At 45.3% G+C, this 24,696-nt stretch carries 22 protein-coding genes, 6 tRNA genes and 1 pseudogene; 22 read left to right on the forward strand and 7 right to left on the reverse strand.

Translation table 11 applies throughout. From position 1 onward, the window contains the following. The first annotated feature begins 570 nt into the window (after positions 1-570). The 4 genes from msrB (at position 571) to ACUJFK_RS09015 (ending at position 5,270) form a co-directional block, all read left to right on the forward strand. On the forward strand, positions 571-954 hold the full coding sequence (gene msrB, locus ACUJFK_RS09000) for a peptide-methionine (R)-S-oxide reductase MsrB (protein ID WP_226750989.1): 384 nt from the start codon (positions 571-573) through the stop codon (positions 952-954). A gap of 140 nt (positions 955-1,094) precedes the next feature. Further along, positions 1,095-2,546: a glyceraldehyde-3-phosphate dehydrogenase gene (locus ACUJFK_RS09005; RefSeq protein ID WP_306176602.1), complete on the forward strand. Its 1,452-nt coding sequence runs from the start codon at positions 1,095-1,097 to the stop codon at positions 2,544-2,546. Between the two features lie 356 nt (positions 2,547-2,902). Next, positions 2,903-3,199, forward strand: a complete 297-nt coding sequence (locus tag ACUJFK_RS09010; protein WP_445426740.1) for a hypothetical protein — start codon at positions 2,903-2,905, stop codon at positions 3,197-3,199. A gap of 628 nt (positions 3,200-3,827) precedes the next feature. Then, a complete protein-coding gene (locus tag ACUJFK_RS09015) occupies positions 3,828-5,270 on the forward strand; it encodes an IS1182 family transposase (RefSeq protein ID WP_445425745.1) in 1,443 nt (480 codons plus the stop codon). A gap of 608 nt (positions 5,271-5,878) precedes the next feature. Here ACUJFK_RS09015 and cspE read toward each other — a convergent pair. Together cspE and ald are read right to left on the reverse strand one after the other, a co-directional pair. Then, the gene (gene cspE / locus ACUJFK_RS09020; protein WP_027670166.1) at positions 5,879-6,088 is read right to left on the reverse strand and encodes a transcription antiterminator/RNA stability regulator CspE; all 210 of its coding nucleotides are present in this window, start codon (positions 6,086-6,088) and stop codon (positions 5,879-5,881) included. A 294-nt stretch (positions 6,089-6,382) separates the two neighbouring features. Continuing rightward, positions 6,383-7,501 carry an alanine dehydrogenase gene (gene ald / locus ACUJFK_RS09025; RefSeq protein WP_226751454.1) on the reverse strand — a complete coding sequence of 373 codons (1,119 nt, stop codon included), beginning with the start codon at positions 7,499-7,501 and terminating at the stop codon, positions 6,383-6,385. 134 nt (positions 7,502-7,635) lie between these two features. Here ald and lrp point away from each other — a divergent pair, with 134 nt between their 5' ends. The 6 genes and pseudogenes from lrp (at position 7,636) to serS (ending at position 14,317) form a co-directional block, all read left to right on the forward strand. Continuing rightward, on the forward strand, positions 7,636-8,121 hold the full coding sequence (gene lrp, locus ACUJFK_RS09030; protein WP_226751455.1) for a leucine-responsive transcriptional regulator Lrp: 486 nt from the start codon (positions 7,636-7,638) through the stop codon (positions 8,119-8,121). A 177-nt stretch (positions 8,122-8,298) separates the two neighbouring features. After that, a pseudogene (locus ACUJFK_RS09035) lies at positions 8,299-10,600 on the forward strand (DNA translocase FtsK 4TM domain-containing protein); the annotation flags it as partial. 29 nt (positions 10,601-10,629) lie between these two features. Beyond that, complete coding sequence (locus tag ACUJFK_RS09040; RefSeq protein ID WP_371930714.1) at positions 10,630-10,872, forward strand: DNA translocase FtsK; 243 nt, start codon at positions 10,630-10,632, stop codon at positions 10,870-10,872. Continuing rightward, a complete protein-coding gene (lolA, locus tag ACUJFK_RS09045; protein WP_306176600.1) occupies positions 10,872-11,576 on the forward strand; it encodes an outer membrane lipoprotein chaperone LolA in 705 nt (234 codons plus the stop codon). The genes ACUJFK_RS09040 and lolA overlap by 1 nt, the downstream gene beginning before the upstream one ends. Before the next feature lie 20 nt (positions 11,577-11,596). Next, positions 11,597-12,925: a replication-associated recombination protein A gene (locus ACUJFK_RS09050; protein ID WP_445426741.1), complete on the forward strand. Its 1,329-nt coding sequence runs from the start codon at positions 11,597-11,599 to the stop codon at positions 12,923-12,925. A 102-nt stretch (positions 12,926-13,027) separates the two neighbouring features. Then, positions 13,028-14,317, forward strand: a complete 1,290-nt coding sequence (gene serS / locus ACUJFK_RS09055) for a serine--tRNA ligase (protein ID WP_445426742.1) — start codon at positions 13,028-13,030, stop codon at positions 14,315-14,317. Between the two features lie 9 nt (positions 14,318-14,326). Here the strand turns inward: serS and ACUJFK_RS09060 are convergent, their stop codons facing one another. The 5 genes from ACUJFK_RS09060 to ACUJFK_RS09080 all read right to left on the reverse strand — a co-directional run bounded on the left by ACUJFK_RS09060 (position 14,327) and on the right by ACUJFK_RS09080 (position 16,458). After that, the gene (locus ACUJFK_RS09060) at positions 14,327-14,668 is read right to left on the reverse strand and encodes a TusE/DsrC/DsvC family sulfur relay protein (RefSeq protein WP_267867490.1); all 342 of its coding nucleotides are present in this window, start codon (positions 14,666-14,668) and stop codon (positions 14,327-14,329) included. A 31-nt stretch (positions 14,669-14,699) separates the two neighbouring features. Further along, positions 14,700-14,963 carry a DsrH/TusB family sulfur metabolism protein gene (locus tag ACUJFK_RS09065; protein ID WP_445426743.1) on the reverse strand — a complete coding sequence of 88 codons (264 nt, stop codon included), beginning with the start codon at positions 14,961-14,963 and terminating at the stop codon, positions 14,700-14,702. Positions 14,964-14,966: 3 nt separating this feature from the next. Continuing rightward, a complete protein-coding gene (tusC, locus tag ACUJFK_RS09070; RefSeq protein ID WP_445426744.1) occupies positions 14,967-15,323 on the reverse strand; it encodes a sulfurtransferase complex subunit TusC in 357 nt (118 codons plus the stop codon). After that, a complete protein-coding gene (locus ACUJFK_RS09075) occupies positions 15,323-15,697 on the reverse strand; it encodes a DsrE/DsrF/TusD sulfur relay family protein (protein ID WP_445426745.1) in 375 nt (124 codons plus the stop codon). Before ACUJFK_RS09075 ends, tusC begins: the two co-directional genes overlap by 1 nt. Before the next feature lie 92 nt (positions 15,698-15,789). Beyond that, complete coding sequence (locus ACUJFK_RS09080) at positions 15,790-16,458, reverse strand: Bax inhibitor-1/YccA family protein (protein ID WP_226751464.1); 669 nt, start codon at positions 16,456-16,458, stop codon at positions 15,790-15,792. 159 nt (positions 16,459-16,617) lie between these two features. On the opposite strand from ACUJFK_RS09080, the gene ACUJFK_RS09085 reads away from it, so the two are divergent. The 12 genes from ACUJFK_RS09085 (at position 16,618) to ACUJFK_RS09140 (ending at position 24,645) form a co-directional block, all read left to right on the forward strand. Further along, positions 16,618-16,708: transfer RNA gene (locus tag ACUJFK_RS09085), tRNA-Ser, on the forward strand. 228 nt (positions 16,709-16,936) lie between these two features. Next, positions 16,937-17,027: transfer RNA gene (locus ACUJFK_RS09090), tRNA-Ser, on the forward strand. Positions 17,028-17,358: 331 nt separating this feature from the next. Further along, a complete protein-coding gene (gene uvrY, locus ACUJFK_RS09095; protein ID WP_226751465.1) occupies positions 17,359-18,009 on the forward strand; it encodes a UvrY/SirA/GacA family response regulator transcription factor in 651 nt (216 codons plus the stop codon). 11 nt (positions 18,010-18,020) lie between these two features. Next, on the forward strand, positions 18,021-19,838 hold the full coding sequence (gene uvrC / locus ACUJFK_RS09100) for an excinuclease ABC subunit UvrC (protein WP_445424643.1): 1,818 nt from the start codon (positions 18,021-18,023) through the stop codon (positions 19,836-19,838). A gap of 32 nt (positions 19,839-19,870) precedes the next feature. Continuing rightward, a complete protein-coding gene (pgsA, locus tag ACUJFK_RS09105; RefSeq protein ID WP_445424644.1) occupies positions 19,871-20,428 on the forward strand; it encodes a CDP-diacylglycerol--glycerol-3-phosphate 3-phosphatidyltransferase in 558 nt (185 codons plus the stop codon). A gap of 142 nt (positions 20,429-20,570) precedes the next feature. Further along, positions 20,571-20,646, forward strand: a tRNA-Gly gene (locus ACUJFK_RS09110). Positions 20,647-20,671: 25 nt separating this feature from the next. Beyond that, a tRNA-Cys gene (locus tag ACUJFK_RS09115) sits at positions 20,672-20,745 on the forward strand. A gap of 34 nt (positions 20,746-20,779) precedes the next feature. Beyond that, positions 20,780-20,866: transfer RNA gene (locus ACUJFK_RS09120), tRNA-Leu, on the forward strand. Between the two features lie 35 nt (positions 20,867-20,901). Next, positions 20,902-20,977: transfer RNA gene (locus ACUJFK_RS09125), tRNA-Gly, on the forward strand. 778 nt (positions 20,978-21,755) lie between these two features. Then, the gene (locus ACUJFK_RS09130) at positions 21,756-22,880 is read left to right on the forward strand and encodes an NAD(P) transhydrogenase subunit alpha (protein ID WP_445424645.1); all 1,125 of its coding nucleotides are present in this window, start codon (positions 21,756-21,758) and stop codon (positions 22,878-22,880) included. A 22-nt stretch (positions 22,881-22,902) separates the two neighbouring features. Next, complete coding sequence (locus ACUJFK_RS09135) at positions 22,903-23,223, forward strand: NAD(P) transhydrogenase subunit alpha (RefSeq protein ID WP_445424646.1); 321 nt, start codon at positions 22,903-22,905, stop codon at positions 23,221-23,223. A 3-nt stretch (positions 23,224-23,226) separates the two neighbouring features. Further along, positions 23,227-24,645 carry an NAD(P)(+) transhydrogenase (Re/Si-specific) subunit beta gene (locus tag ACUJFK_RS09140; RefSeq protein ID WP_445424647.1) on the forward strand — a complete coding sequence of 473 codons (1,419 nt, stop codon included), beginning with the start codon at positions 23,227-23,229 and terminating at the stop codon, positions 24,643-24,645. Positions 24,646-24,696 lie beyond the last annotated feature (51 nt).

Here is a 24,696-nt window from a genome sequence, read left to right on the forward strand (position 1 = left end):
GATCGAGGTGTCAGTCTCATCGGTCAACGCTTACTGGTTAACAAAGAAATACGCTCTTCTCTGGCTATTAAACAGCTAATCGACACCTGCAGTATAGTCATTTGCAGCGCTCTGTTGTCTAATTTCTGAAGTATCATGGCCAAGTTGTAGCTTCGGTGGCAAATCGCCAGTGGCATACTGCAGGCTGATATAACCGCCTGTAACTTTACGTTAGCCCTCACTTTGTTCAGTGTATTAAGTATGATGACTAATTTACCTTAAGGTCAGTCGATGGGCTACCTGTTAGTATTGATTTACCTCAACAAATAGCTAGCTAGCGCATCGATAAGTGCTATGGTTAAGTGTTGTTATTACGGCGGATTAATGTTGGCTAAGCCCCTTTACACGATGCTAACAGCTAGCCAGTTTTGTTGATTCATTTTGCTATAAGCTTGTTTTAAAGCCAAAGCCAAAGCCAAAGCCATTAGCAATCGTTACGCTTTTAGCTAGGCCAGAGACAAACTGATTGAGCCAAGCACAGCGCGCAGCGTATATTGATGTTAGCGTTAAAAGATAATACAGGAGCATCAAATGAAATTATCAGAAGCAGAATGGCGGCAGCGTTTAACCGAAGAGCAATTTCGGGTAACGCGCTTAAAAGGCACAGAATATCCATTTACGGGTGAATTATTACACCATACCGCAGCAGGCACTTATCACTGTGTCTGTTGCGGTACAGAATTATTTAATGCCAGCACGAAGTTTGATGCCGGTTGCGGCTGGCCCAGTTTTTATCAATCGTTAGCGGGGAAGGTGCGTTATGAAGAAGACCACAGTCATGGTATGCAACGCATTGAAATTGTTTGTAATAATTGCGATGCCCACTTAGGCCATGTGTTTGAAGACGGGCCTGCACCAACCGGGCAGCGCTACTGTGTTAATTCAGCTTCATTAACATTCACCCATAAGACTTAAGCCTATATTTAAGCTGTAAGTGTTGTGGTAGGGTTTCATAATCAATTACAATAGGCCGCCTTATAAAAACCGCTGTATCCTACAGAAAAGCGGCTTAGGCACACCGATTAATTCATTTTATTGAAGTAAAAGGCCTAATAATGACCCTATCACACGCAGAACAGTATCAAAAAAGCTGGCAGGAACGCCAGGAATACGCCGAAAACATGTTACCTATCATTGGTCGGCTTTATCGTAATAAAGGCATTGAGGTGGTTATCTATGGGCGGCCTCTGGTTAACGCTACCACCATTGATATTATTAAAGCGCATAAAACAGTAGAGCGGTTCGAAGGTCAAAAATTACGCCTTCGCGAGAGTTTTCCGTTATTAGAAGCCATCAGTAAAATGAATTTGGCACCCGGTCGGGTAGATATTGGTAAATTGGCGTACGCCTATTTATATAAAGACAATGCATCAGGCCTAACGCTTGAGCAATATTTAGCTCAAGAACTAGCGGATATTCTTGATCATGAAGATCAAGTGACACCCGTTGATGTTGTGCTCTATGGTTTTGGTCGAATTGGCCGCTTAGTTGCCCGCTTAATGTTAGAGCGCTCAGGCCCTAGCAGTAAATTACGTTTAAAAGCGATAGTGGTACGTGGCGGTAAAAAAGGTGACTTAGAAAAACGCGCCAGCTTATTACGTCGCGATTCTATTCATGGCCCTTTCAATGGCAGCATTACGGTCGATGAAGAGAACCAAGGCATTAAAGCTAACGGTACTTTTATCAAAGTGATTTATGCCAATTCGCCAGAGCAAGTTGATTACACGCAATACGGTATTGATAACGCGCTAATCGTCGATAACACCGGTATATTTAAAGACGATAAAGAATTATCCATTCACTTGCAAAGCAAAGGTGCGGCTCGCGTGTTAATTACCGCACCGGCTAAAGGTGAAGTACCGAACGTGGTATATGGTGTTAACCAGCATATGATCACGCCAGAGCATAAAATTGTTTCTGCAGCCAGTTGTACCACCAATGCCATTACGCCAGTATTAAAAGCACTGCAAGATGAGTACGGTATTCGCAATGGTCACGTAGAAACCGTGCACTCTTATACCAACGATCAAAACTTGATTGATAACTTCCACAAAGCCGATCGCCGTGGCCGTGCTGCGCCGTTAAATATGGTATTAACCTCAACGGGTGCCGCCAGTGCGGTGGCTAAAGCTTTGCCTGAATTAAAAGGTAAGTTAACCGGTAATGCGATTCGTGTGCCAACGCCTAACGTGTCAATGGCGATATTATCGTTAAACTTGAATCGCGAAACCAACAAAGATGAGTTAAACGATTTCTTGCAGCGCACGTCACTGTTCTCTGAGTTGCAAGATCAAATCGATTTTACCAGTTCAACCGAAATCGTTTCTTCTGACTTAGTGGGCTCGCGCTACGCAGGTGTGGTTGACTCACAAGCCACTATCGTTGATGGCGACCGTTGCGTGTTATACGTGTGGTATGACAACGAGTTTGGTTACAGTGTGCAGGTTACTCGCGTAATGAATGAAATGGCGGGTATTAAATACCCAACTTTACCTATCGCGAAATAATTTTTCGCCATTTTGAAAGCCCGCTGTTTGCGGGCTTTTTTTATGCCTGTTGTTTGCTGTTGTGTAGAAATATGTTAGCTAGTAGCGCTGATTAGTGATGGCGGCAGGATACTTTACTCGTAGTGCACACCTTTTCGCCGTTGGCGAATAACTTTCTTTTGTTTTGACAACGGCGAAAACGTTAAGGGTCTTGGTATCTGAACACGAAGCTAGTAAATTAAAAGTGAATTAAGTGCTTAATCGGCTTCTCAAGTCATTGATTTTCGGTAAACTCATAGGTATGAATTAATTCTACCTTTCTGATGTTACTGAAAGGCCTGCATAACAACTGTTATAAATCACAATAGGAATATCTGATGGACAAGGATAAAGTTGAAGCTCATTCGCTTTTTAATAGCATGCAAAAGAAGCAAGCACTTTTAGATGAGTTTGAAAAACTCCGCCCAAATTGGAAAGGCAGTATCATTAGATTTGCAAGCATGGTGATTGCAATGGCCTTTATTCTATTCATGTATCCAGAAGTTGCTCAGCAACCTGTTTCGTATGTTTTTTTAATTCTTATATTTGGTATGAGTTCAGAATTACATGCTGAAAGTAAAAGAATTAATAAGCGAATAGATGCGCTTCATAAGTTGTTAAAAGATGATGTATAACAAGGCGCATCACTCGTGGCCTGCGGCCACTGGGAAGTCAAACGCTAACGCATTTTTCCGCCCGAGTGCTTTGCGTTAAGCGTTATTATGAAAAGTCGCACTGAGTTGGGCGCTCTAGATGCCCGTCTAATTTTGTTGATTATCATGGGGCCGCCCTTTGGAGCCGCTCATTTGGTATTTCGTCACGAGTTAGTTTGGTCGCTTATAGTCTTTTCAGCTTGGCTAGTAGCGTGTTTTCCATTGATGCAATGGCTAAATCGTAAAAACTTGGCTCGTAAACGGTATGTATTATTAATGATTGTAATAATGTCCGGCTTCTTTGGAGTGGTTTTTTATGCTAGTGCAACCGCTTAATAATACGCATCACTCGCTCCCGTTGGTCGCTGGGACGCGAACCCGCTGCGCGGCTCCTCGCCAGTGTGCTTTGCGTTCTGCTAACACCTAAAAGCGGACTTTAAAACCTTAAAGTTGAAATGTCTGCAATTGGCACAGGCTGTGTGAAAACTGCTGATCACCTTTTGGTCTAAGTAGCAGGTTTTTATGATCAATTATTCTTAATAAAACGCCCCAAGCCAACTGCTTGTTTACTAAAATTAATAGCATACGAAGCAATAGTAAGTGTGCTGATATGACCCACCATATAAAAGGCTCAGGCAGACATCAAGTAACATTGTTTCCTGAGGCACTGGATGATTTTGTTATTGAAAATAACCCTGTCCGAGTAATCGACATCTTTGTTGATGGTCTGCAACTTGCTTCTCTCGGCTTCGAAAATATTAATCCAAAACAGACTGGGCGGCCTGGGTATCACCCGGCCACCATGCTTAAACTGTATATTTATGGATATCTGAATCGTATCCAGTCTTCCCGCAGATTAGAAAAAGAAGCGCATCGAAATGTTGAATTGATGTGGCTGCTTGAGCGATTAACCCCTGACTTTAAAACCATCGCTGATTTCAGAAAAAATAACGGTAAAGGTATTAAGAATGCTTGCCGTGCTTTCATTGACCTATGCAAGCAAATGCAAATGTTCACTGATGTGATTGTTGCCATTGACGGTAGTAAATTTAAAGCGGTAAATAGCAAATCGAATAACTACACTCCGAGCAAGGTTAAAGGCCACATCGAAAGAATTGAGCAAAGCATCAGCTTATATCTGGATAAGCTCGATGATGCCGATAAAAAGGCAGAGCTTGAAGCTAACTCAGAATTAACAGCAACAAAGTTGGCATGGCTTCAAAAGCGTTTAGAAGAGTTAAAGCAAGTGCAGCAAGCCGTAGAGCAACATCCTGATAAACAGCTGTCATTAACAGATCCTGATTCTCGGCTGATGAAAATAAACAATGTTAACCGCCAAGTTAGCTATAACGTACAGACAGCAGTAGATGCAAAGCATCATCTGATTGTTGCTCACGAGGTAACCAATATCCCTGACCGTGGCCAGCTAACGACTGTGACCAAATTAGCGCAAGAGGCAGTGGGTAAGACTGATATTACTGTTCTTGCCGACAAAGGGTATTACAGCCGGAGTGATATTAAAGCGGCTCAGGACTTAGGAGCCGTAGCCTTAGTTCCAAAAGGTGATACCTCTGGAGCTGACCGCAAAGGGCTTTATAACCTCGCACTGTTTAAATATAACCAGGAAAAAGACATCTACATTTGTCCTGCGGGTAACGAGCTTCAGAATCGGTTTACCACCGTTGAAGATGGCTTAGAATTGCAAATGTACTTTAATTGTATTGCTTGTAGGGATTGCAGCCAGCGCGCCAAATGCACCACGTCAAAAAGTGCAGCTAGGCGGATCCGTCGTTGGGTGCATGAATCTGAAATGGAAAACATGCAGGCTAAGTTAGATGCTGCACCACAATCAGCTACGATACGAAAGCAAACCGTGGAGCACCCGTTTGGAACGATCAAAATGTGGATGGGTGCGACTCACTTCTTGATGCGACGATTTACCAATGTAAGCACTGAAATCAGCTTACACATACTGGCATATAACCTGAAACGGATGATATCGATTTGGGGCGTTGAGGGATTGAAAATTAAGCTAAAGGAGCTTTATGAATAGTGAATATTATTGCGTATAAGCCATTGTCAGTCACAAAGACCACTTGGGTATGTCGATTTAGTCAAAGCCAAATCCCCATAGAACAAAATTAAACTTTAGTTAGCCAAGTTGAGCGAAATTCTATTGCTGCTATGGAATAACTTGGTGGCAAAGCAGAAATTTTGAGTTTTTACACAGCCTGTGCACTAACAAGCTATTCAGCTAGGCGAATACCGCTCTGGCTTTTATTCCCCTTAGCGCGAGCTGACTGATCATCGTTGGCCAAGGTTTTAAGAAAACGGGCGTTTGAGTGCAGCGACGAAGCATAACTCGAGTGATGTTTTCGCCTTGGACAACGCATGAGCAGCTGGGCTTTCGAGCGGCAGTGGGGCGCAATTTCTTTGGATACGTTCTTTGGCGATGCAAAAGAAAGTCTCTCGCCAACGGCGAAAACGTGAATGCGATTTACCAGCAGAATGCGAGAATGCAGAACAGGGCAATATAAAATATCAGAGGAAACAACAGCAAACAAAAGAGTAAAGTAGAAACAGGAATGGCAGAAACAAAAAAGGCCAGCAAGCTGACCTTTTATACTATCTCAAATCGAGAAGCGCTTTATAAAAGTACTATTACAGTACAGTTACGTTAGCAGCTTGTGGGCCTTTTTGGCCTTGTTCGATTTCGAAGGCAACACGTTGGCCTTCGTTTAAGGTTTTGTAACCTTCAGTTTGGATAGCACGGAAGTGAACGAAAGCGTCAGCGCCGCCGTTGTCTTGAGTGATGAAACCGAAACCTTTATCTGCGTTGAACCACTTTACTACACCAGTTACTTTAGCCATGAGAGACTCCTAAAAATTTTAAAAAGTTATTTAACGCGAAATGCGCTTTTAGCCTGACTGTTACTTATGTGGCCAAACGTGCGTGAATCTTCAGGACATGACTTACAAGCGAAGCTGTGTAGCGAAGTTTTCAAAAACAAGTTGTTACATAGGTCTGTACTACAGGCCGGAAAGCACTATAACAGGTCTGAGCGGAATGTATAGCTTTATCGGATAATAAATCGTTAAAACAAGCAGAAATAAAAAAGCCGGTAAAAAATACCGGCTGTTTGCTCAGATTAAAGGTAACGCTAATTAGGCACCAATAGCAGTTTCTGGCGCTACGTAAGCCAGTTTTAACGCGTCAGCAACACTTTCGTTAGTCACTAAGCCACGGTACACGTTTAGACCCGCTAACAGATGCTTGTCATCTTGTAAGGCTTTTTTGTAGCCTTTGTTCGCCAAACGAATAATGAAAGGCAGGGTGGCATTGTTCAAGGCGAAAGTAGAGGTACGTGGCACCGCACCTGGCATGTTCGCAACACAGTAATGCACAACTTCATCAATAATATAAGTTGGATCGGCATGGGTAGTGGGTTTTGAGGTTTCCACACAACCGCCTTGGTCAATCGCCACATCAACAATAGCTGAGCCTGGCTTCATGCGTTTGATATGGTCACGGGTAATCAGCTTAGGCGCGGCTGCGCCTGGTACTAATACACCACCAATCACTAAATCAGCGGCTAAGACTTCTTGCTCTAAGGCATCAGCCGTTGAGTAAATGGCTTTAACTGCGCCGTTGAACTGAGCGTTAATGCGGCGTAACACATCTACATTACGATCCAGTACGGTAACATCTGCACCTAAACCTAAGGCCATTTGCGCCGCGTTAGTACCCACCATACCGCCACCGACAACCACGACTTTAGCGGGTGCTACACCAGGTACACCGCCTAATAACATACCGCGACCAGCACAAGATTTTTCTAAAGCACGAGCACCGGCTTGAATTGACATGCGGCCAGCCACTTCTGACATAGGCGCTAATAACGGTAAACCGCCTTTATTATCGGTGACAGTTTCATAAGCGATACAAACCGCTTTTGAATTGATTAAATCAGCAGTTTGTTCTGGATCCGGCGCTAAGTGCAGGTAAGTGAACAGAATTTGGCCATCACGTAACATAGCACGTTCAACAGCTTGTGGCTCTTTTACTTTTACAATCATGTCTGCTTGTGCAAACACGTCAGCCGCAGTCGCTAATACAGAAGCACCGGCAGCTTGATAATCTTCATCGGTAAAACCGATACCCATACCGGCTTGCTGTTCAACCAACACGCTGTGGCCATGGCCAATCAGTTCGCGAACGCTTGCTGGCGTCATGCCGACACGGTATTCATGGTTTTTGATTTCTTTAGGTACACCGATAATCATATGTTTCACCTTGGTTCAGTTGAGTAATATTTTTAGGAAGTATAGCGGCAAAAAACCAGAATTACTGCTTGTTTTAAGTTTGCTAAATAGTGCAATATGCTGTTTATGGTTACAAGTCGGGATTTTATGCTGCTATGTATTCTTTAAGTAAGAGTATCAAGAAGTTAGATAGGATTGATCGAAAAATATTAGTCGAATTACAACTCGATGGTCGTTTAGCCAATGTGGAATTGGCCAGAAGGGTAGGGCTTAGTCCTACGCCCTGTTTAGAGCGAGTGCGAAAGCTAGAATCTGAAGGTTATATCTTGGGCTATACCGCACAAGTTGACCCACACAAAGTGGGAGCCGCATTATTAGTTTTTGTTGAAATAACGCTAAGCAAAACCTCGCCGGAAGACTTTGATGAGTTCAGTAAAGCGGTGCAAAAGTTATCAGAGATCCAAGAGTGTCATTTGGTATCGGGAAGCTTCGATTTTTTACTGAAAACCCGTGTTGCTAATATGGCGGCATACCGCGAGTTATTAGGGGAAACCTTACTCCGTTTACCCAGTGTGCGCGAAAGCCGTACCTATGTGGTGATGGAAGAGGTGAAACAAAGTAGTTTTGTGCCGATGGTTTAAGCTAAGTTATTGGCTTTATACAGCTATCATTCAGCGAAAAGCCGTTACGCTATGCCGGACATAGATGCACTTTTACCCCAGCTCTGGTAACCTAGTCGCTTCAGTGGCGACAGGCAGTCGTGACTGAGCGCTAGTGGCAATTCATGGTATGAAACCGGCGTTGCGTAGCCAAGTGTGATGACGAATTTAGGGGCCTTTCTTTTGCAAAGCAAAGTGTTTTTCACGTTAAATGGAGTACAGCGATTATTAGAAGTGGGGCTGATTGTTTTTTCTGGCCTGGCACTTTTTATGTTGCTGTCACTGTTGTCTTTTGACCCAGCCGATCCGAGCTGGTCACAAACAGGCTATCATCAACAAATTAATAATTATGCTGGGCGCAGTGGCGCTTGGTTAGCCGATGTGTTGTTGGTCAGTTTTGGCTGGGTAGCCTATTTGCTGCCTTTTGTGGTGGCGTTAACCGGTTATCTGTTGTTTAAGCGCTACCATGACTTATTACAACTCGATTATTTAATTCTAGGCTTACGTTTATTTGGTGTGTTGTTGACACTGTGTGCGGCAACAGCCATTAGCAGCATGAATTTCAATGATATTTATTATTTCTCTTCCGGTGGCGTGTTAGGCGATCGGATCAGCGGTAATTTGCTGCCGTATTTTAATTTTATTGGCACCAGCCTGTTATTACTGTGCGCCTTTGCCACCGGCTTGACTTTATTAACCGGTATTTCTTGGCTAACCGTGGCGGATTATTTAGGCGCACAATGTTTTGCCCTGTTTAATCTTGTGCTGAATTTTCCTCAATTCTTGGCCGAGCGGCGAGCGGCTAATGCCGAGCGCAAAGCTGAACTGGAACGAGAAGAAGAGCTCGCACCACCTACCAAAGCCATCGCCAAACGCGCGCGTATAACTCGGATGCCTGAGCCGATTGACGATGATATTGATTTTAGCGAGCCGCCAGAAACTGTCGATCCGCATTTCTCTTTTAGTGATGATGATGTGCCAGCCATTAAACGCAAAGAGCCGCTGCCTATCCGGCCATTGAATGAACGAACTGAAAGCAAAGCTTATTACAGTGTTGACACCTTGGCGGATGATCAACTGTCTTTTAGTGCGGTGGATGATCCCTTTGATGCAGAACATGTTACCAGCACCTTCAAATATATGCAGCAAGAGGAAGAACTGGATCCGTTGATGCAGTTCCCGCCAGACGAGGATGACGCGGTTGATGACAGTGAAGAAGTCGCGCACTCGCTGGAAGAGTTACCGTCTTTAGCCTTATTGGATCGCCCCGATAAAGCGATTAATCCGATTGACCCCGCCGATTTAGAGCGTGTGTCGCGCTTAGTTGAAGCCAAGCTATTAGATTTTAATGTTGAAGCGCAAGTGGTCGGTGTTCACCCTGGCCCAGTCGTCACCCGTTTTGAATTAGACTTAGCCCCTGGGGTTAAAGTGAGTAAAATTACGGGTTTAGCCAAAGATTTAGCACGCTCATTATCCGCAATCAGTGTTCGTGTTGTGGAAGTTATCCCAGGTAAAAGCTTTATCGGTTTAGAGTTACCGAACCAGCATCGGGAAATTGTGCGTTTATCTGAAGTGATTGGCGACGAGATTTTCACCGAGTCCAAATCAGCTTTAACCATGGTGTTAGGCAAAGATATCGCCGGTAAATCAGTGGTGGCCGACTTAGCCAAAATGCCGCATTTATTGGTGGCCGGTACAACCGGTTCGGGTAAATCAGTAGGGGTTAACGTGATGATTTGTAGTTTGTTATACAAATCAACCCCTGATGATGTGCGCTTCTTGATGATTGATCCCAAAATGTTGGAACTGTCGATTTACGAAGGTATTCCGCATTTATTAACCGAAGTGGTTACCGACATGAAAGACGCCGCCAATGGCTTGCGTTGGTGCGTGGGTGAAATGGAACGTCGCTATAAATTAATGTCAGCCTTAGGTGTGCGTAACTTAAAAGGCTACAACCTTAAAGTTAAAGAAGCGGCTGCCGAAGGCGAGCCACTGAAAGATCCGCTATGGAAACCCTCTGATGATATGCGCACTGAAGCGCCATTATTAGAGAAGTTACCGGCTATTGTTGTGGTAATCGATGAATTCGCCGACATGATGATGATCGTCGGTAAAAAAGTGGAAGAGCTGATTGCACGTATTGCGCAAAAAGCCCGGGCCGCGGGGATCCATTTAATCCTGGCAACGCAGCGTCCTTCTGTGGATGTGATCACCGGCTTAATTAAAGCCAATATTCCTACGCGAATAGCCTTTCAGGTGTCGTCAAAAATTGACTCGCGTACCATTCTGGATCAGCAAGGGGCCGAAAGCTTATTAGGACAGGGTGATATGTTGTATTTACCGCCTGGTTCCGGTGTGCCAACACGGGTGCATGGTGCTTTTGTTGATGATCATGAAGTTCATGCGGTTGTCGCAGATTGGAAAAAACGCGGCAAACCTCAATATATCGCTGAGATTTTAAGTGGCGAAACGACTGAAGAGAACTTATTGCCTGGTGAAACACTCGAAACGGAAGACGGCGAATCGGATCCTTTATATGATCAGGCGGTTGCCTTTGTTATCGAATCGCGTCGAGCTTCAGTCTCTGGCGTACAGCGCAAGTTTCGGATCGGTTATAACCGTGCTGCACGTTTAGTAGAACAAATGGAAAGTAGTGGCGTTGTCAGTGCGCCGGGACACAATGGTAATCGCGAAGTCGTGGTACCTGCGCCAAATAATAGAGGGTATTAATGAAAAAAAGTGCAGTGGTCGTTTTGCTCTTAACCAGTTTAAACGCAGCAGGGTTAACCTCTACGTTATCAGCGCAAACGGTAGAAGTCGTGGCACGACCTGATTTTGCGCCACATATGCAGGCATTACGGCAACAGCGCATGGCGAGCGAAGATGCCAGTCAGCCCTTGATGCAGCAACTGGCGAAAATTAAGAGTTTTTCCGCAGATTATCAACAGCGAGTTTATGATATTCAGCAGCAATTGTTGCAAGAAGGTCAGGGCAAGTTGGCGTTAAAACAACATGCGCGTTTTCGTTTTGAAAGTGAAACGCCAGAGCAATCATTGTTAGTCAGTGATGGTAAAACTTTGTGGTTTTACAACGAGTTGCTTGAACAAGTCAGTATTTATGATGCCAACAGTGAAGTGGGGCAAACGCCTTTTGCACTGCTCACCTCAACGGATAAAGCGTTATGGCAGCAGTATCAAGTCACGCAGCAGCAACAGAGCTTTTTTATACATCCTCTCGATGCAGGTAATCCGGTGCAGCAACTGATGTTGACCTTTAAAGATGACCAGTTAGTTGAAATGCAAGTTATTGATATCAACCAACAACAAAGCGTTTATTTGTTTAGTAAGATCAAGGTTAATAGCAGTATTGCCGATAAGCTGTTTACTTTTACCGTGAGCAAAAATTTAGATGTTGATGATCAACGTCAGCGTTAATTTCTACAGTTGCTTGCCTGATGAGTAGCTTACCTTTCGATTTTAATGACAACTTGATGCCGTTGGCCGCGCGCATGCGGCCACGTACATTAGCGCATTATGTTGGGCAGCAGCATATCGTGGCGCCGGGTACACCGCTTTATCAAGCGATCCTTGCTGGACGCGTTTTTTCGTTGATCTTGTGGGGGCCGCCAGGCACCGGTAAAACCACCCTGGCTGAAATTATTGCCAGTCATGCCAAGGCTAGCATGCAGCGACTTTCTGCGGTAACTGCCGGTGTGAAAGAGATCCGTGACGCCATTAGCGAAGCGAAATTACGCCAGCAGCAGTATCAACAGCGCACCTTATTGTTTGTTGATGAAGTACATCGTTTTAACAAAGCCCAGCAAGACGCTTTTTTACCCTTTATCGAAGATGGCACTATTATCTTCATCGGTGCGACCACCGAAAACCCCGCCTTTGCGTTAAATAACGCTGTATTATCTCGCACTCGGGTGTGCGTGTTAAAACCGTTAACCGATGCAGATTTAAAGACGGTATTAACACGTACCTTGCACAGTTACCCTGAGGGATTGGCTGCGCTTAAACTCAGCTTAAGCCCTGCTGCTGAGCAGCTATTAATTCAATTAAGTGCCGGCGATGCGCGGCGTTTATTAAACATTTTAGAGCAATTAGCTGAGCTGGTGCAGAATGCCACCATCAGTGTTGAGCAAGTACGGCAAGTTGTGCCGCAACAATTACCGGGTTTTGATCGTGAAGGTGAATTATTTTACGACCTGATTTCTGCTTTTCATAAATCCGTACGCGGCTCCGATCCGGATGCCGCCTTGTATTGGTATTGCCGTATTTTGGCCGGTGGCGGCGATCCACTTTACGTTGCCAGACGTTTGCTGGCCATTGCCAGTGAAGATATTGGTAATGCCGATCCTCGCGCGCTGACCTTGGCTAAGGATGCTTGGGATACCTTTCAGCGGGTGGGGCCAGCCGAGGGAGAGCGGGCTATCGCACAAGCCGCGGTGTATTTAGCGCTTGCACCAAAAAGTAATGCGGTTTATCAAGCCTTCAATGACATGAAGCAGGTAGTGGCTAACCAAAGAGATTATCCCGTGCCGCTACACCTGCGTAACGCGCCCACTCAGTTACAAAAACAATTGGGGCATGGAGCGGAGTATCGCTATGCCCATAACGAACCCGGTGCCTATGCGGCGGGCGAGCGCTATTTACCTGAAGAGCTTTGGGGGCAACAATTTTATCACCCCTCTGATCGTGGCATGGAAAAACAATTGGCAGAAAAGCTACGCTATTTACGTGAATTAGACGCCAACAGTAAAAACAAGCGTCAGCCTTGAGGAAAATCAAGGAAAAGCATTTCAATTTGCCGCGACGCTGGTTAATATTCTGACCTATTCGATTAATTGCCACCCTCGGGTTGGCCACAAGAAGTTATTACTATGTTAGATCCAAAATTTCTTCGCGCTGAGCTAGCGCAAACTGCCGAACGTTTAGCAACGCGTGGTTTAACGCTAGATGTTGCTACCTTAAACGCTTTGGAAGAGCAACGTCGCGAATTGCAGATGCAAACGCAAGATCTGCAAAACTTACGTAACACTAAATCAAAAGGCATTGGTCAAGCTAAAGGCCGCGGTGAAGACATTACGCCACTATTAGCTGAAGTGGATGGTTTAGGCGCACAATTAGATGCAGCCAAGTTACGTTTGGATGCGGTGTTAGCCGAGTTAGACAAAATTGCCTTAAGTTTGCCAAATTTACCGGATGCATCCGTACCGATCGGCGCCGATGAGCAAGCCAATGTTGAAGTACGACGTGTCGGTGAGCCGGCAACATTTGCTTTTCCGGTCAAAGATCATGTGGCCTTAGGTGAGGCCTATGCTGAAGGCTTAGATTTTGAAAGTGCCGTAAAACTTTCAGGCTCGCGCTTTGTGGTGATGAAAGGGCAAATGGCCAAACTGCATCGTGCTTTAGCGCAATTTATGTTAGATGTGCATACTGAACAGCATGCCTACACCGAGTTGTACGTGCCTTATTTAGTGAATCACGACAGTTTATATGGCACCGGCCAGTTACCCAAATTCAGTGCCGATTTATTTCATACTCAACCGGCGACCGAGGAAGGTCAAGGTATGGCGTTGATCCCTACAGCAGAAGTACCGGTGACCAACTTGGCGCGTGACAGCATTGTCGATGTAAACGAGTTACCGATTAAATATACGGCGCATACCCCTTGTTTTCGTAGTGAAGCCGGCTCATATGGTCGTGATACGCGAGGCCTGATCCGCCAACACCAATTTGATAAAGTAGAATTGGTGCAGTTGGTGCATCCTGAACTATCAATGGCCGCATTAGAAGAGCTGACGGGCCATGCCGAGAAAATCTTACAACTGCTCGGCTTACCGTATCGGGTCATGCTGCTTTGTACTGGCGATATGGGTTTTGGTGCCTGTAAAACCTATGATTTAGAAGTGTGGTTACCGGCGCAAAATACTTATCGTGAAATTTCGTCTTGCTCAAACATGGGCGATTTCCAAGCTCGTCGCATGCAAGCACGTTTCCGTTCAGCCGAAGGTAAAAAGCCCGAGTTGCTGCATACTTTAAATGGCTCAGGTTTAGCGGTAGGTCGCACCTTGGTAGCGATATTAGAAAACTATCAACAAGCCGACGGCTCAGTGGCTATTCCTGCCGTGTTACAGCCTTATATGGGGGGTAAAACGCACCTGCGTTAAACCGACTTGTTATAAGCACTTGGCTGGTTTGGGTAAACCGGCTAGCCGAGTGGCTTGTTTAGCAGGGCCTTCAGGAAACAACATAAATAAATATTTACTACTGCCTTTCTCAGGGCCAAATTTGGCTGCCATGGCTTTGACTAACATCCGCACTGCGGGTGAGGTATTAAATTCCTGATAAAACTCTCGCACAAAGCGGATCACCTCCCAGTGCGCCTCGGTTAAGGTTATCTGCTCTAATTCTGCAAAACGCTCTGCTACCGACGGCTGCCAATCAGACATCTGCGCTAAATAACCGTGTTTGTCTAATGCGAGCTGCTGATCGCCTACTGTCAAAAATGTCATGCTCATACTGAGGTTCGATCCTTAATAAAACTTGGCGTTATCGCCATAAGATGCTTTTATTCGAGGCTGCCGTTAATTGCACCCATTCTTGTGTGTTGATCAGCTGAATATGTGCTGGCTTGGCCAGATTGCGCCATGCTAGATCACTCGATAAAGCCAGCACCCGACACGTAAAAGGTAATGACGGCTGTAATACTAGGTAAACGGCATCTTGGCGTAAAAGTACAGTATCAGCTGGGATACAGAGCTGAGCTAATTCGGTTAAATCTGCTGCGGGGTTAATAAGATTAAACAGTATCATGGCTTAGCACCTTATTACCTGATCGACCGCGCGTATCAGGGCGGTTATGGTTGTCGGCGTAATAGTTTGAAATCCGGGAGGCAGCGGCAAAGCGGTCAGACCGCGTTGTGTTAATGCTTGCTGGCAGACGAAGCACTGTTCAATGTCGTATAAACCAAATAAACCAAAACTTTTATATACCGGCTTGATGGGAGGTGCTTTTAACTCAGCAGGGCTTACTAATTGAAATACGGCATCCGCCATAAAGACGACACTGAGCTGATAATCCACGGCGGCTAAAGCCAAGGTTAAATCGAGCGCTTCACGAGCGCGGGCTTGATTAAACGGCGACTGCGTTTGCAGTATCAGGATATGTTGCATCAGAATTGCACCAATTTACTGTTGGCCAAACGCATAGCAAACTCGGCCAAGCCAGCTGCTTGAAAAAGGCTATCATTCGCTGCTTGCACACCGCGTTTCTCTGCCGCGGTAATGCAATATAACAAAGGCAGCTGTTGCTGCTGACAAAATTTGGCTAATTCCGCTGCCAAATTACGTTCATCTGTGGGTAAGTCGATCGTCGCTGCGGCTGCGAATACGGCATCTTCATATAAAAACACCTGCTCAATGCTGTAGCCTGCGGCTAAAGCCGCTTTGGCAAATTGCAAAGCACTATCAAAGCTTTGAGAAGCAAAGGGGTTTTGAGTCAACAATAAACTAAAATGAGCCACGGTAGTTTCTCTTAATAACGGCATTAGTGCACTGGGCACAGCACAGTAGGGCGCGGCTAAAAAAATACCCCGCTTAGCGGGGTATTTTAACTAAATTACGACTGAGCAGCAAAAGCTTAGTCGTCACCACCCATAATGCCTAATAAGCTTAACAGGTGCACAAAGATGTTGAACACGTTTAGGTATAACGAAACGGTTGCACGGATATAATTTGTTTCACCACCGTTGATGATACGGCTGGTATCGAACAAGATTAAACCTGACATAATCAAAATAACCACGGCACTGATGGTTAGGCTTAACGCTGGGATAGCTAAAAATATATTTGCTAAAGCAGCAACCAACACCACGATTAAACCAATCATTAAGAAACCGCCCATAAAAGAGAAGTCTTTACGTGTGGTTAAAACATAAGCCGATAAACTAAAGAAGATCAGCGCAGTACCGGCTAAGGCTTGCATAATTAACGCTGGGCCATTGGCTAAGCCAGCATACATTGACAACATTGGGCCAAGTGACGCGCCCATGGCGCCTGCAAAACCAAATACCCAGAAAATGCCGCTAGCAGAGTCTGCTTTTTTGTTAACAACAAATAGCATAATAAAGCCTGCGATCATGCAGACTAAAGAAGCCATCGGCGAAATGTTCATGGCCATGGCGGTAACGGCGGTTACCGCGCTAAAGGCTAAGGTTAAACCTAGCAAAAAGTAGGTGTTGCGCAATACCTTGTTGATTTCAACACCATGACTGAGTGTGTTGATATTACTGGTTTCTCTGTATGACATAAATGTCTCCTATTACCGAGTTTTGTAAAGTTACTGAGTGCATAATACTGTTAAAGTTCCGTTATAACTAGAGCTGGCTGCACGAAAAAACGGCAGTTAGAATTATTTTAAATTTTTTGCTTTATTTTCCAGAGCAAAGTGATTAGTATACGCAGCGCTGGAGGGATGGCAGAGCGGTTTAATGCACCGGTCTTGAAAACCGGCGTAGGTTAATAGCCTACCGAGAGTTCGAATCTCTCTCCCTCCGCCATTATTCTAAAAAGCCACCCTAGGGTGGCTTTTTACTTTTTTACGTTGCAGTTTAACGTTAGGTTCAACATCACGCTGTTGCAAACCTGAATAAGCTGCGACGACAATATAGCGTTAGGTTTGTAACGTTTGCCCGCCATTTGCTGAAATTGTCGGCAGTTAGTTTAGCGAAGTAAAATTAACGCTTTACAAAGTGCAGCCAAGTTTTTAATATGCCGTCCTGTAACGCGGAGGGGTGGCAGAGCGGTTTAATGCACCGGTCTTGAAAACCGGCGTAGGTTAATAGCCTACCGAGAGTTCGAATCTCTCCCCCTCCGCCACGCAACTTCCTATACCTGTCTAGCTAAATACCTCATTATTTTTCATTTAACTACACTCGCTAAATAAACTTAATCGCTATATAGTAGTTTTTGTGCTAAAAGCCTTTGATTTCGCTTGTTAATTTGCACCGATTTTAGAAACATTTAATGGTTTGCAGATGCAACGCTTTCTGGCACACTAAGCAGCTGCTTTGCTGGTCATTGTTAATTTGACGCAAAGCGATGACACCGTAGTTAGCCCTTAAGCGGTTAACTGGAAAATTAATATAGCGCCTAGCTGTGGACAAATCCGCCAGCTACAGGTGATAACCCGCATAACGGAGAAGCCAAGTTGATTAACGTGCTGTTAGTTGATGATCACGAGCTTGTTCGGACTGGTATAAGTCGCATACTAATGGATGAGCGCGGTATCAAGGTGATAGGCGAGGCCAGCTCCGGCGAAGAAGCCTTACAGTTTTGTCGTCAAAACGAACCTGATGTCGTGTTGATGGACATGAATATGCCCGGTATGGGTGGCATGACCGCGACCAAGCGCATTCTGCATTATTGCCCAGATGTTAAAGTATTGGCCTTATCTATTTCTTGTGAAGAGCCGGTACCGACTAAAGTGATGCAATTAGGTGCCGCCGGTTTTATCTCAAAAAATACGCCACCCAAAGAAATGGTAATGGCGATTAAAAAAGTGTATTCCGGTGTGCGACATATCTCTGATGAAGTGGCGCAAAAAATGGCCTTGGCTAAGGTCAATAATTTGCAACCTAACCCTTTTGAAGGGTTATCTGATCGTGAATTACAAATCATGATGATGATCACCCGTGGTCAAAAGGTGACCGATATCGCTGATCAGTTAAATGTCAGTGCAAAAACGGTAAATTCATATCGTTATCGCATGTTTGAAAAACTGGCGATTAATGGTGATGTTGAACTGACTCATCTAGCGTTTCGACATGGCATGATAGATATCGCTAAGATTGCGCATTAACAAGTCCTATTATGTTTGATTCAAAAGCGTTTTTGGCCACAGTGCCGCAACAACCTGGCGTGTATCGCATGTTTAACCAGGGCGGCATTGTTATTTATGTGGGTAAAGCAAAAGATCTGAAGAAAAGGCTAAGTAGCTATTTTAGAACCACGGTCGACAGTGTAAAAACCCGTGCCTTGGTTGGGCAAATTGCGAGTATCGAATTCACTCTGACGCACAGTGAAACCGAAGCACTGATTTTAGAAAACAACCTGATCAAACAGTACTTACCCAAATACAATATTTTACTGCGTGATGATAAGTCTTATCCGTATATCTTATTAACTTCTCATCGTCATCCGCGGATTAGTTCGCATCGCGGCCCGCGAAAAGTTGTGGGCCAGTATTTTGGGCCTTACCCGAATGCTGGTGCGGTGTGGCAAAGTTTAAAAAGTTTGCAGAAAATTTTCCCGATCCGTCAATGCGAAGATGGTTTCTACCGTGCTCGCACTCGGCCCTGTTTGCAATATCAATTAAAGCTGTGCAGTGCGCCCTGCGTGGGTAAAATTAGCGATGAAGATTACGCAGAGCAAGTGCGTTTAGCTGCGCTATTTTTAGCCGGTAAAAACCAACAAGTTATTGATGATTTAGTGCAGAAAATGGCTGCAGCCAGTGAGAGCTGGCAATTTGAAGCTGCCGCTGCATTTCGCGATCAAATTAGTGCCTTGCGCAAAGTGCAAGAACAGCAATATGTGAGCGGTGATCATGAAGAGCTTGATGCCATCGGCTTTAGCTTGCATGGTCAAACCGCGGTAGTGCATGTGCTGTTTATTCGTGATCGGAAAATTCTCGGTAGCAAATCCTATTATCCGAAAGTGCCGTTGGATATGAGCGCGGCCGAGGTATTATCTGCTTTTATTCTACAATTTTATCTCAATGGTCACAGCGATCAGCAGATCCCTAAAGAGATCGTGTTACCGATGGCACTTGAAAATGCGGATAGTTTAGCTGAAGCGATAAGTAATATTGCTGAGTTCAAAGTGCGGTTAACTGCCGCTAAACGCGGCGAGAAAGCCCAGTATTTGAGCTTAGCGCAGAAAAATGCGCAAATTGCCTTAGACAGCAGGCAGTCATTAACGCAAAAAATGCGGGTACGCTATCAAGCATTACAACAATTATTACAATTACCAGATGATATTGGCCGTATGGAATGTTTTGATATTAGTCATACCATGGGGCAGGCCACCATCGCATCTTGCGTGGTGTTTGATGGTGAAGGCCCTTACAAGCAAGAATACCGCCGTTACAATGTCACCGGTATCACCGGGGGGGACGATTATGCCGCGATGCGCTTTGCGTTAGATAAGCGCTACAGCAAGCTAAGCGAAGTCAGTAAAATCCCTGATATTATTTTTATCGATGGTGGTATCGGGCAACTGAACATCGCACTGGAACAATTTAGCGCTTGGCCACATGCGAAAAAGCCCTTACTGATTGGTGTGGCTAAAGGCGTCAGTCGTAAAGCGGGCTTAGAAACCTTAATTTTGTGGGACAGTGGGCGGAGTATTAACTTACCGGAAGATAGCCCCGCCTTGCATTTGATCCAGCAGATCCGTGATGAGGCGCACCGTTTTGCGATAACCGGTCATCGAAATAAACGCGGTAAAGCTTTATTAAAAAGTCCGCTTGAAAACATTTCAGGCATTGGTGAAAAACGCCGGCAAGCCTTGTTACAATACTTAGGTGGCTTACAAGGTGTATTAAAAGCATCCGTTACTGAACTGTGTTCTGTGCCTGGAATTTCAAAACAACAAGCAGAAAAGATTTACCAAGCCTGTCAGAACAAGTAGCATTAAGGCATTAAGTGCCTGAGAACTCTGTTATGTGGAATATTCCCAACCTGTTAACGCTGTTTCGTTTACTGCTCATCCCAGTATTTATCTATTTTTTCTACTCTGGTTTGGAAAATGCCCGTTTTTGGTCTGCTCTGGTGTTTTGCTTAGCGGCAATTACCGATGCGTTAGACGGCTATTTAGCCAGAAAACTGGAGCAATTTACCCCGTTCGGTGCTTTTTTAGATCCGGTCGCTGATAAGGTGATGGTGGCCACCGCTTTGGTATTAGTTGCCGTAGACATTAAAACCCTCTGGGTGATCATTCCTACTATTATTATTATTAGTCGTGAAATCTTTATTTCGGCGTTACGTGAATGGATGGCAAGCCTAGGCAAACGCGCGAATGTTGCGGTATCGAATTTAGGCAAATACAAAACTATTGCGCAAATGTTAGCGTTAATCGCTTTAATTTGGCAGCCAACATTAAGCTTATTGAGCTGGTTTACACCCGTTGGTATGTTAATGTTGTACATTGCAACTATCCTAACTGTGTGGTCGATGTATGAATATTTGCGTTCAGCTTGGACGGATTTGTCAACAGTGTAGCCAAGTCGCTGTAATTGTCAGCAAGTCAGTTACTTTTTAAGCAAACAGACGTAAAACTAAAAATTTAATATTGACGGATTTATTTAAAACAGTAGAATGCGTCACGTGTTAAGGCAGATGGCCACGAAACGGTCATAGCAACGCGAGTTTAGCTCAGCTGGTAGAGCGCGACCTTGCCAAGGTCGAGGTCACGAGTTCGAATCTCGTAACTCGCTCCAATTCTTTAGAGTTGGTAGCAACAGTGGCGGGTTGGCAGAGTGGCCATGCAGCGGATTGCAAATCCGTCCACCTCGGTTCGACTCCGGGACCCGCCTCCACAACATGCTGTTTTAATACGTTTGAAAGTTGTCTGCCCGGGTGGTGAAATCGGTAGACACAAGGGATTTAAAATCCCTCGAGGGAAACCTCGTGCCGGTTCAAGTCCGGCCCCGGGCACCATTTAATATTGACCAGCAATATTAAAGCAATACATTGCGAGTTTAGCTCAGCTGGTAGAGCGCGACCTTGCCAAGGTCGAGGTCACGAGTTCGAATCTCGTAACTCGCTCCAAATTCAAAAAAAACCGCTTATCTAAGCGGTTTTTTTGTATCCGAAATATCGCCTTTTATATTAAGGCGTTTTAACGTTTACCTTCTAAAATTCGTACTATTTCTCTGCTGTGTTCAAATAATTCAATGATGGTGCCTTCAATTTGGATAGTGATAATGCCATCAGCATTCGGTCTTTTTAATACCGTACTACGACGATAATAATCATCATGTAAATACTGACCAGCCGATAGTTTTTTTTGCAAACTCGGTGGTAAAGGTTGACCTTTTTCTAATTTTTTTCCAAGCCCGGTGGTAAGCCTTTTTCGTGCTCGGGTTTGGCCATAGCCGAATGACTTAACAGTAAGGTAGAGATGGATAAGGCGAACATTAACGTTTTCATTTGAATGTACCTTTCAACGTGTGAACTTTATTTATAACACCCCGTTCTTAACGCTACATTAACCACTGTCGCGGCTGTTGCGTGTTGGTTTGTCGAATGAGGGATAAACAAAAGGGTTGTTAAGCTGTTATTTGATTAAATATAACTGAACATCTGATGCTAAGGGCTAAGGGCTAAGGGCTAAGGGCTAAGGGCTAAGTGACATGGCAAGGATTTCAGCGAATAACCGCGACATACAGTCGTATCCTGTTGGCGTTTTTAGGAAACGAGGTTGTTGGGATCAGTAGCGTTACGACAAAAGATAACCTAAACCTCAAAAACTTTTGATGCTGAAACACCGGTAAGTTTCTAAGTAAAGACTATACTCCTCAGACAGTTATCATTAGGAGTAAAGGATATGCCGATAAAGGTTGCCGTGTTGTTTGAGCGCAGGCCGCATGAGAAACGGGTCGCGATGGTGCCTGTAGTGGCGGATAAGCTCGCGAAACTGGGTTGCAGTATCAGTATGCTAAGCGGGGCGGGTTTAGCCAGTAAGCTGCCAGACACGGCCTTTAGTGCTGTGACTTTTGCCCAGAGTGAACAAGCATTACTCGCGGATGCCGCTATTGTGTTAGCGGTGCAAGCGCCCAGCGCTGAGCTCATTACTTTGCTGCAACCCGGCACGATCTTAATTAGTTTTATTTATCCCCATAAAGAAGCGGCATTAACCCGCTTATTACGTGATAAACAGATCACCTGTTTCGCCATGGAACAAGTACCGCGCATTAGCCGCGCCCAAGCTATGGATGCCTTATCTTCACAAGCTGCACTCGCCGGTTATTATGCCGCCTTAATGGGCGCAACCAAACTTTCCCGTATTTTACCGATGATGACCACTGCGGTTGGCTCTATTCGCCCGGCACGCTGTTTAGTAATGGGGCTTGGGGTTGCCGGTTTGCAAGCGTTGGCCACCGCTAGACGCTTAGGTGCGATAACCGAAGGTTATGACGTTAGGCCTGAAACCAAAGAGCAGGCCGAATCTTTAGGGGCTAAATTTGTGGATACCGGTGTTGATGCTCGCGGTGAAGGCGGTTATGCCCGAGAATTAACTGCAGCAGAAAAAGACAAGATTGCTGCGGTCGTTACCAAACATATTCAACAAGCCGATATTGTGATCACCACTGCAGCCATTCCAGGGCGACCTTCGCCCAAATTGATCAGTAAAGATCAGGTTGATGGCATGAAACTGGGCGCCGTAATCATTGACCTTGCAGCCGAAGGCGGCGGTAATTGCGAATACAGCGTGCCGGGTGAAACCGTACTGCAAGGTCAAATTACTATCGCGGCCCCTTTAAATGTCCCCTCGATGTTGGCGGAGCATGCTTCTGAATTGTACGCCAAAAACGTACTGAATTTACTGCAACTGTTTATTGTTGACGGTGAAATCGCCCTGAACTGGGAAGATGAAGTGTTAGCCAAAACGGTACTGACGCACGCGGGCGAGATCAAACCCGCTGCGATTAAAACCGCACTAGAACAATAAATACAGGCTTTGGGAGTTTTTTATGGAATACAGCACCACTATTTTAACGGGCTTTGTCGCCTTATACATTTTTATGCTGGCTGCCTTTACCGGCTTTGAAATTATCGGCCGAGTACCGGCTATTTTGCATACGCCGTTAATGTCTGGCTCGAATTTTATTCATGGCATCGTGGTAGTGGGGGCGCTCTGGGCATTACTTAATGCGAGTTCATTACCTGAGCAGATCATTGGTTTTTTAGGCGTGTTATTGGGGGCCGGCAATGCTGCGGGCGGTTATGTCGTCACAGAGCGTATGCTGCAGATGTTTAAACCCTCAAGTAAAAGCCCTAAAGTCAAGGAGTAACACATGAATGCAGCTTTGTTGATTGATGCCAGTTATTTCGTTGCGGCGTTTTTGTTTATCTATGGTTTAAAGCGCATGTCATCACCCTTAACGGCACGCTCAGGCATTGTGGTAGCCGGTGCCGGTATGGTGTTAGCGGTGTTGGCGAGCTTTCTCTACACGTTAGACGTGAACGAAGCCGCAAAACCGCATTTAAGTACCAACTTAACCTTGGCATTCCTCGCGCTGGCGATCGGTTTAGGCTGGGCTTGGCGCAGTGGTAAAAAAGTGGCCATGACCGAAATGCCACAAATGGTGGCGCTTTATAATGGCATGGGCGGCGGTGCAGCAGCAGCCATTGCTGCAATTGAGCTAATTGGCTATAAAACGCACGGCAGTATTTCACTGAGCCTAGCGGTGCTGGGTGGGGTGATTGGTGCGGTGTCGTTGTCCGGCTCATTAATTGCCTGGGCAAAACTCGATGGACGAATTATTGGCACCTTGCGTTTTAGCGCGCTACAGCTGGTCAACGGCAGTTTGTTGCTGGTGTTGTTAGCCATGGGTGCTTATATCGTTTGGCAGGGCGGTGCGGTCAGCATGCCGGTGTTTGCGGTGTTTTTTGCCTTAGCGCTGGTTTACGGTGTGATGATGACCATGCCTATTGGCGGTGCCGACATGCCTGTCGTAATCTCACTGTACAACGCCTTTACTGGCTTAGCGGTTGGCTTTGAAGGCTATGTGCTGAATAACCCAGCGTTGATGATTGCCGGTATGGTGGTTGGCTCTGCTGGCTCTTTATTAACCTTATTGATGGCTAAAGCGATGAATCGCTCTGTGGCTAATGTGCTATTTTCAAACTTCGGGGCAGCGGGCGATGAAGAACAAGGCGAAATGGCGGGTAGCCAAAAACCGATTGATGCAGGCGATGCCGGTATCAATATGCGGTATGCCACTAAAGTGATTATTGCCCCAGGCTACGGTTTAGCGGTGGCACAAGCACAACATAAATTGTATGAATTAGTGAAGTTACTGCAAGACGCCGATGTGGAAGTGAAATTTGCCATTCATCCGGTAGCGGGCCGTATGCCCGGACACATGAACGTGTTACTGGCAGAAGCCGGTGTGCCTTATGACATTATTTATGATATGGAAGACATTAATAATGAGTTTAAAGATGCGGATGTCGCCATTGTGATCGGCGCTAACGATACGGTCAATCCTGCCGCGCGCAGTAACAAAAGCTCACCGATTTACGGTATGCCTATTTTGAACGTCGACATGGCTAAGCAGGTGTATGTGGTGAAGCGTGGTCAGGGTAAAGGGTATTCTGGTGTTGAAAACGCACTGTTTTATGCCGATAACACGCAAATGGTGTACGGTGATGCGCAAAAGGTCATGGTGTCGATGATCCAAGCTATTAAGTCTTTAGGTGGCGGTCATTAAACGCTGCTGACATTACACTGGGTTACTGATAGCGATGCCAGTTGTTTAATG

The sequence above is a fragment of the Alishewanella sp. HL-SH06 genome (genome assembly GCF_052656265.1).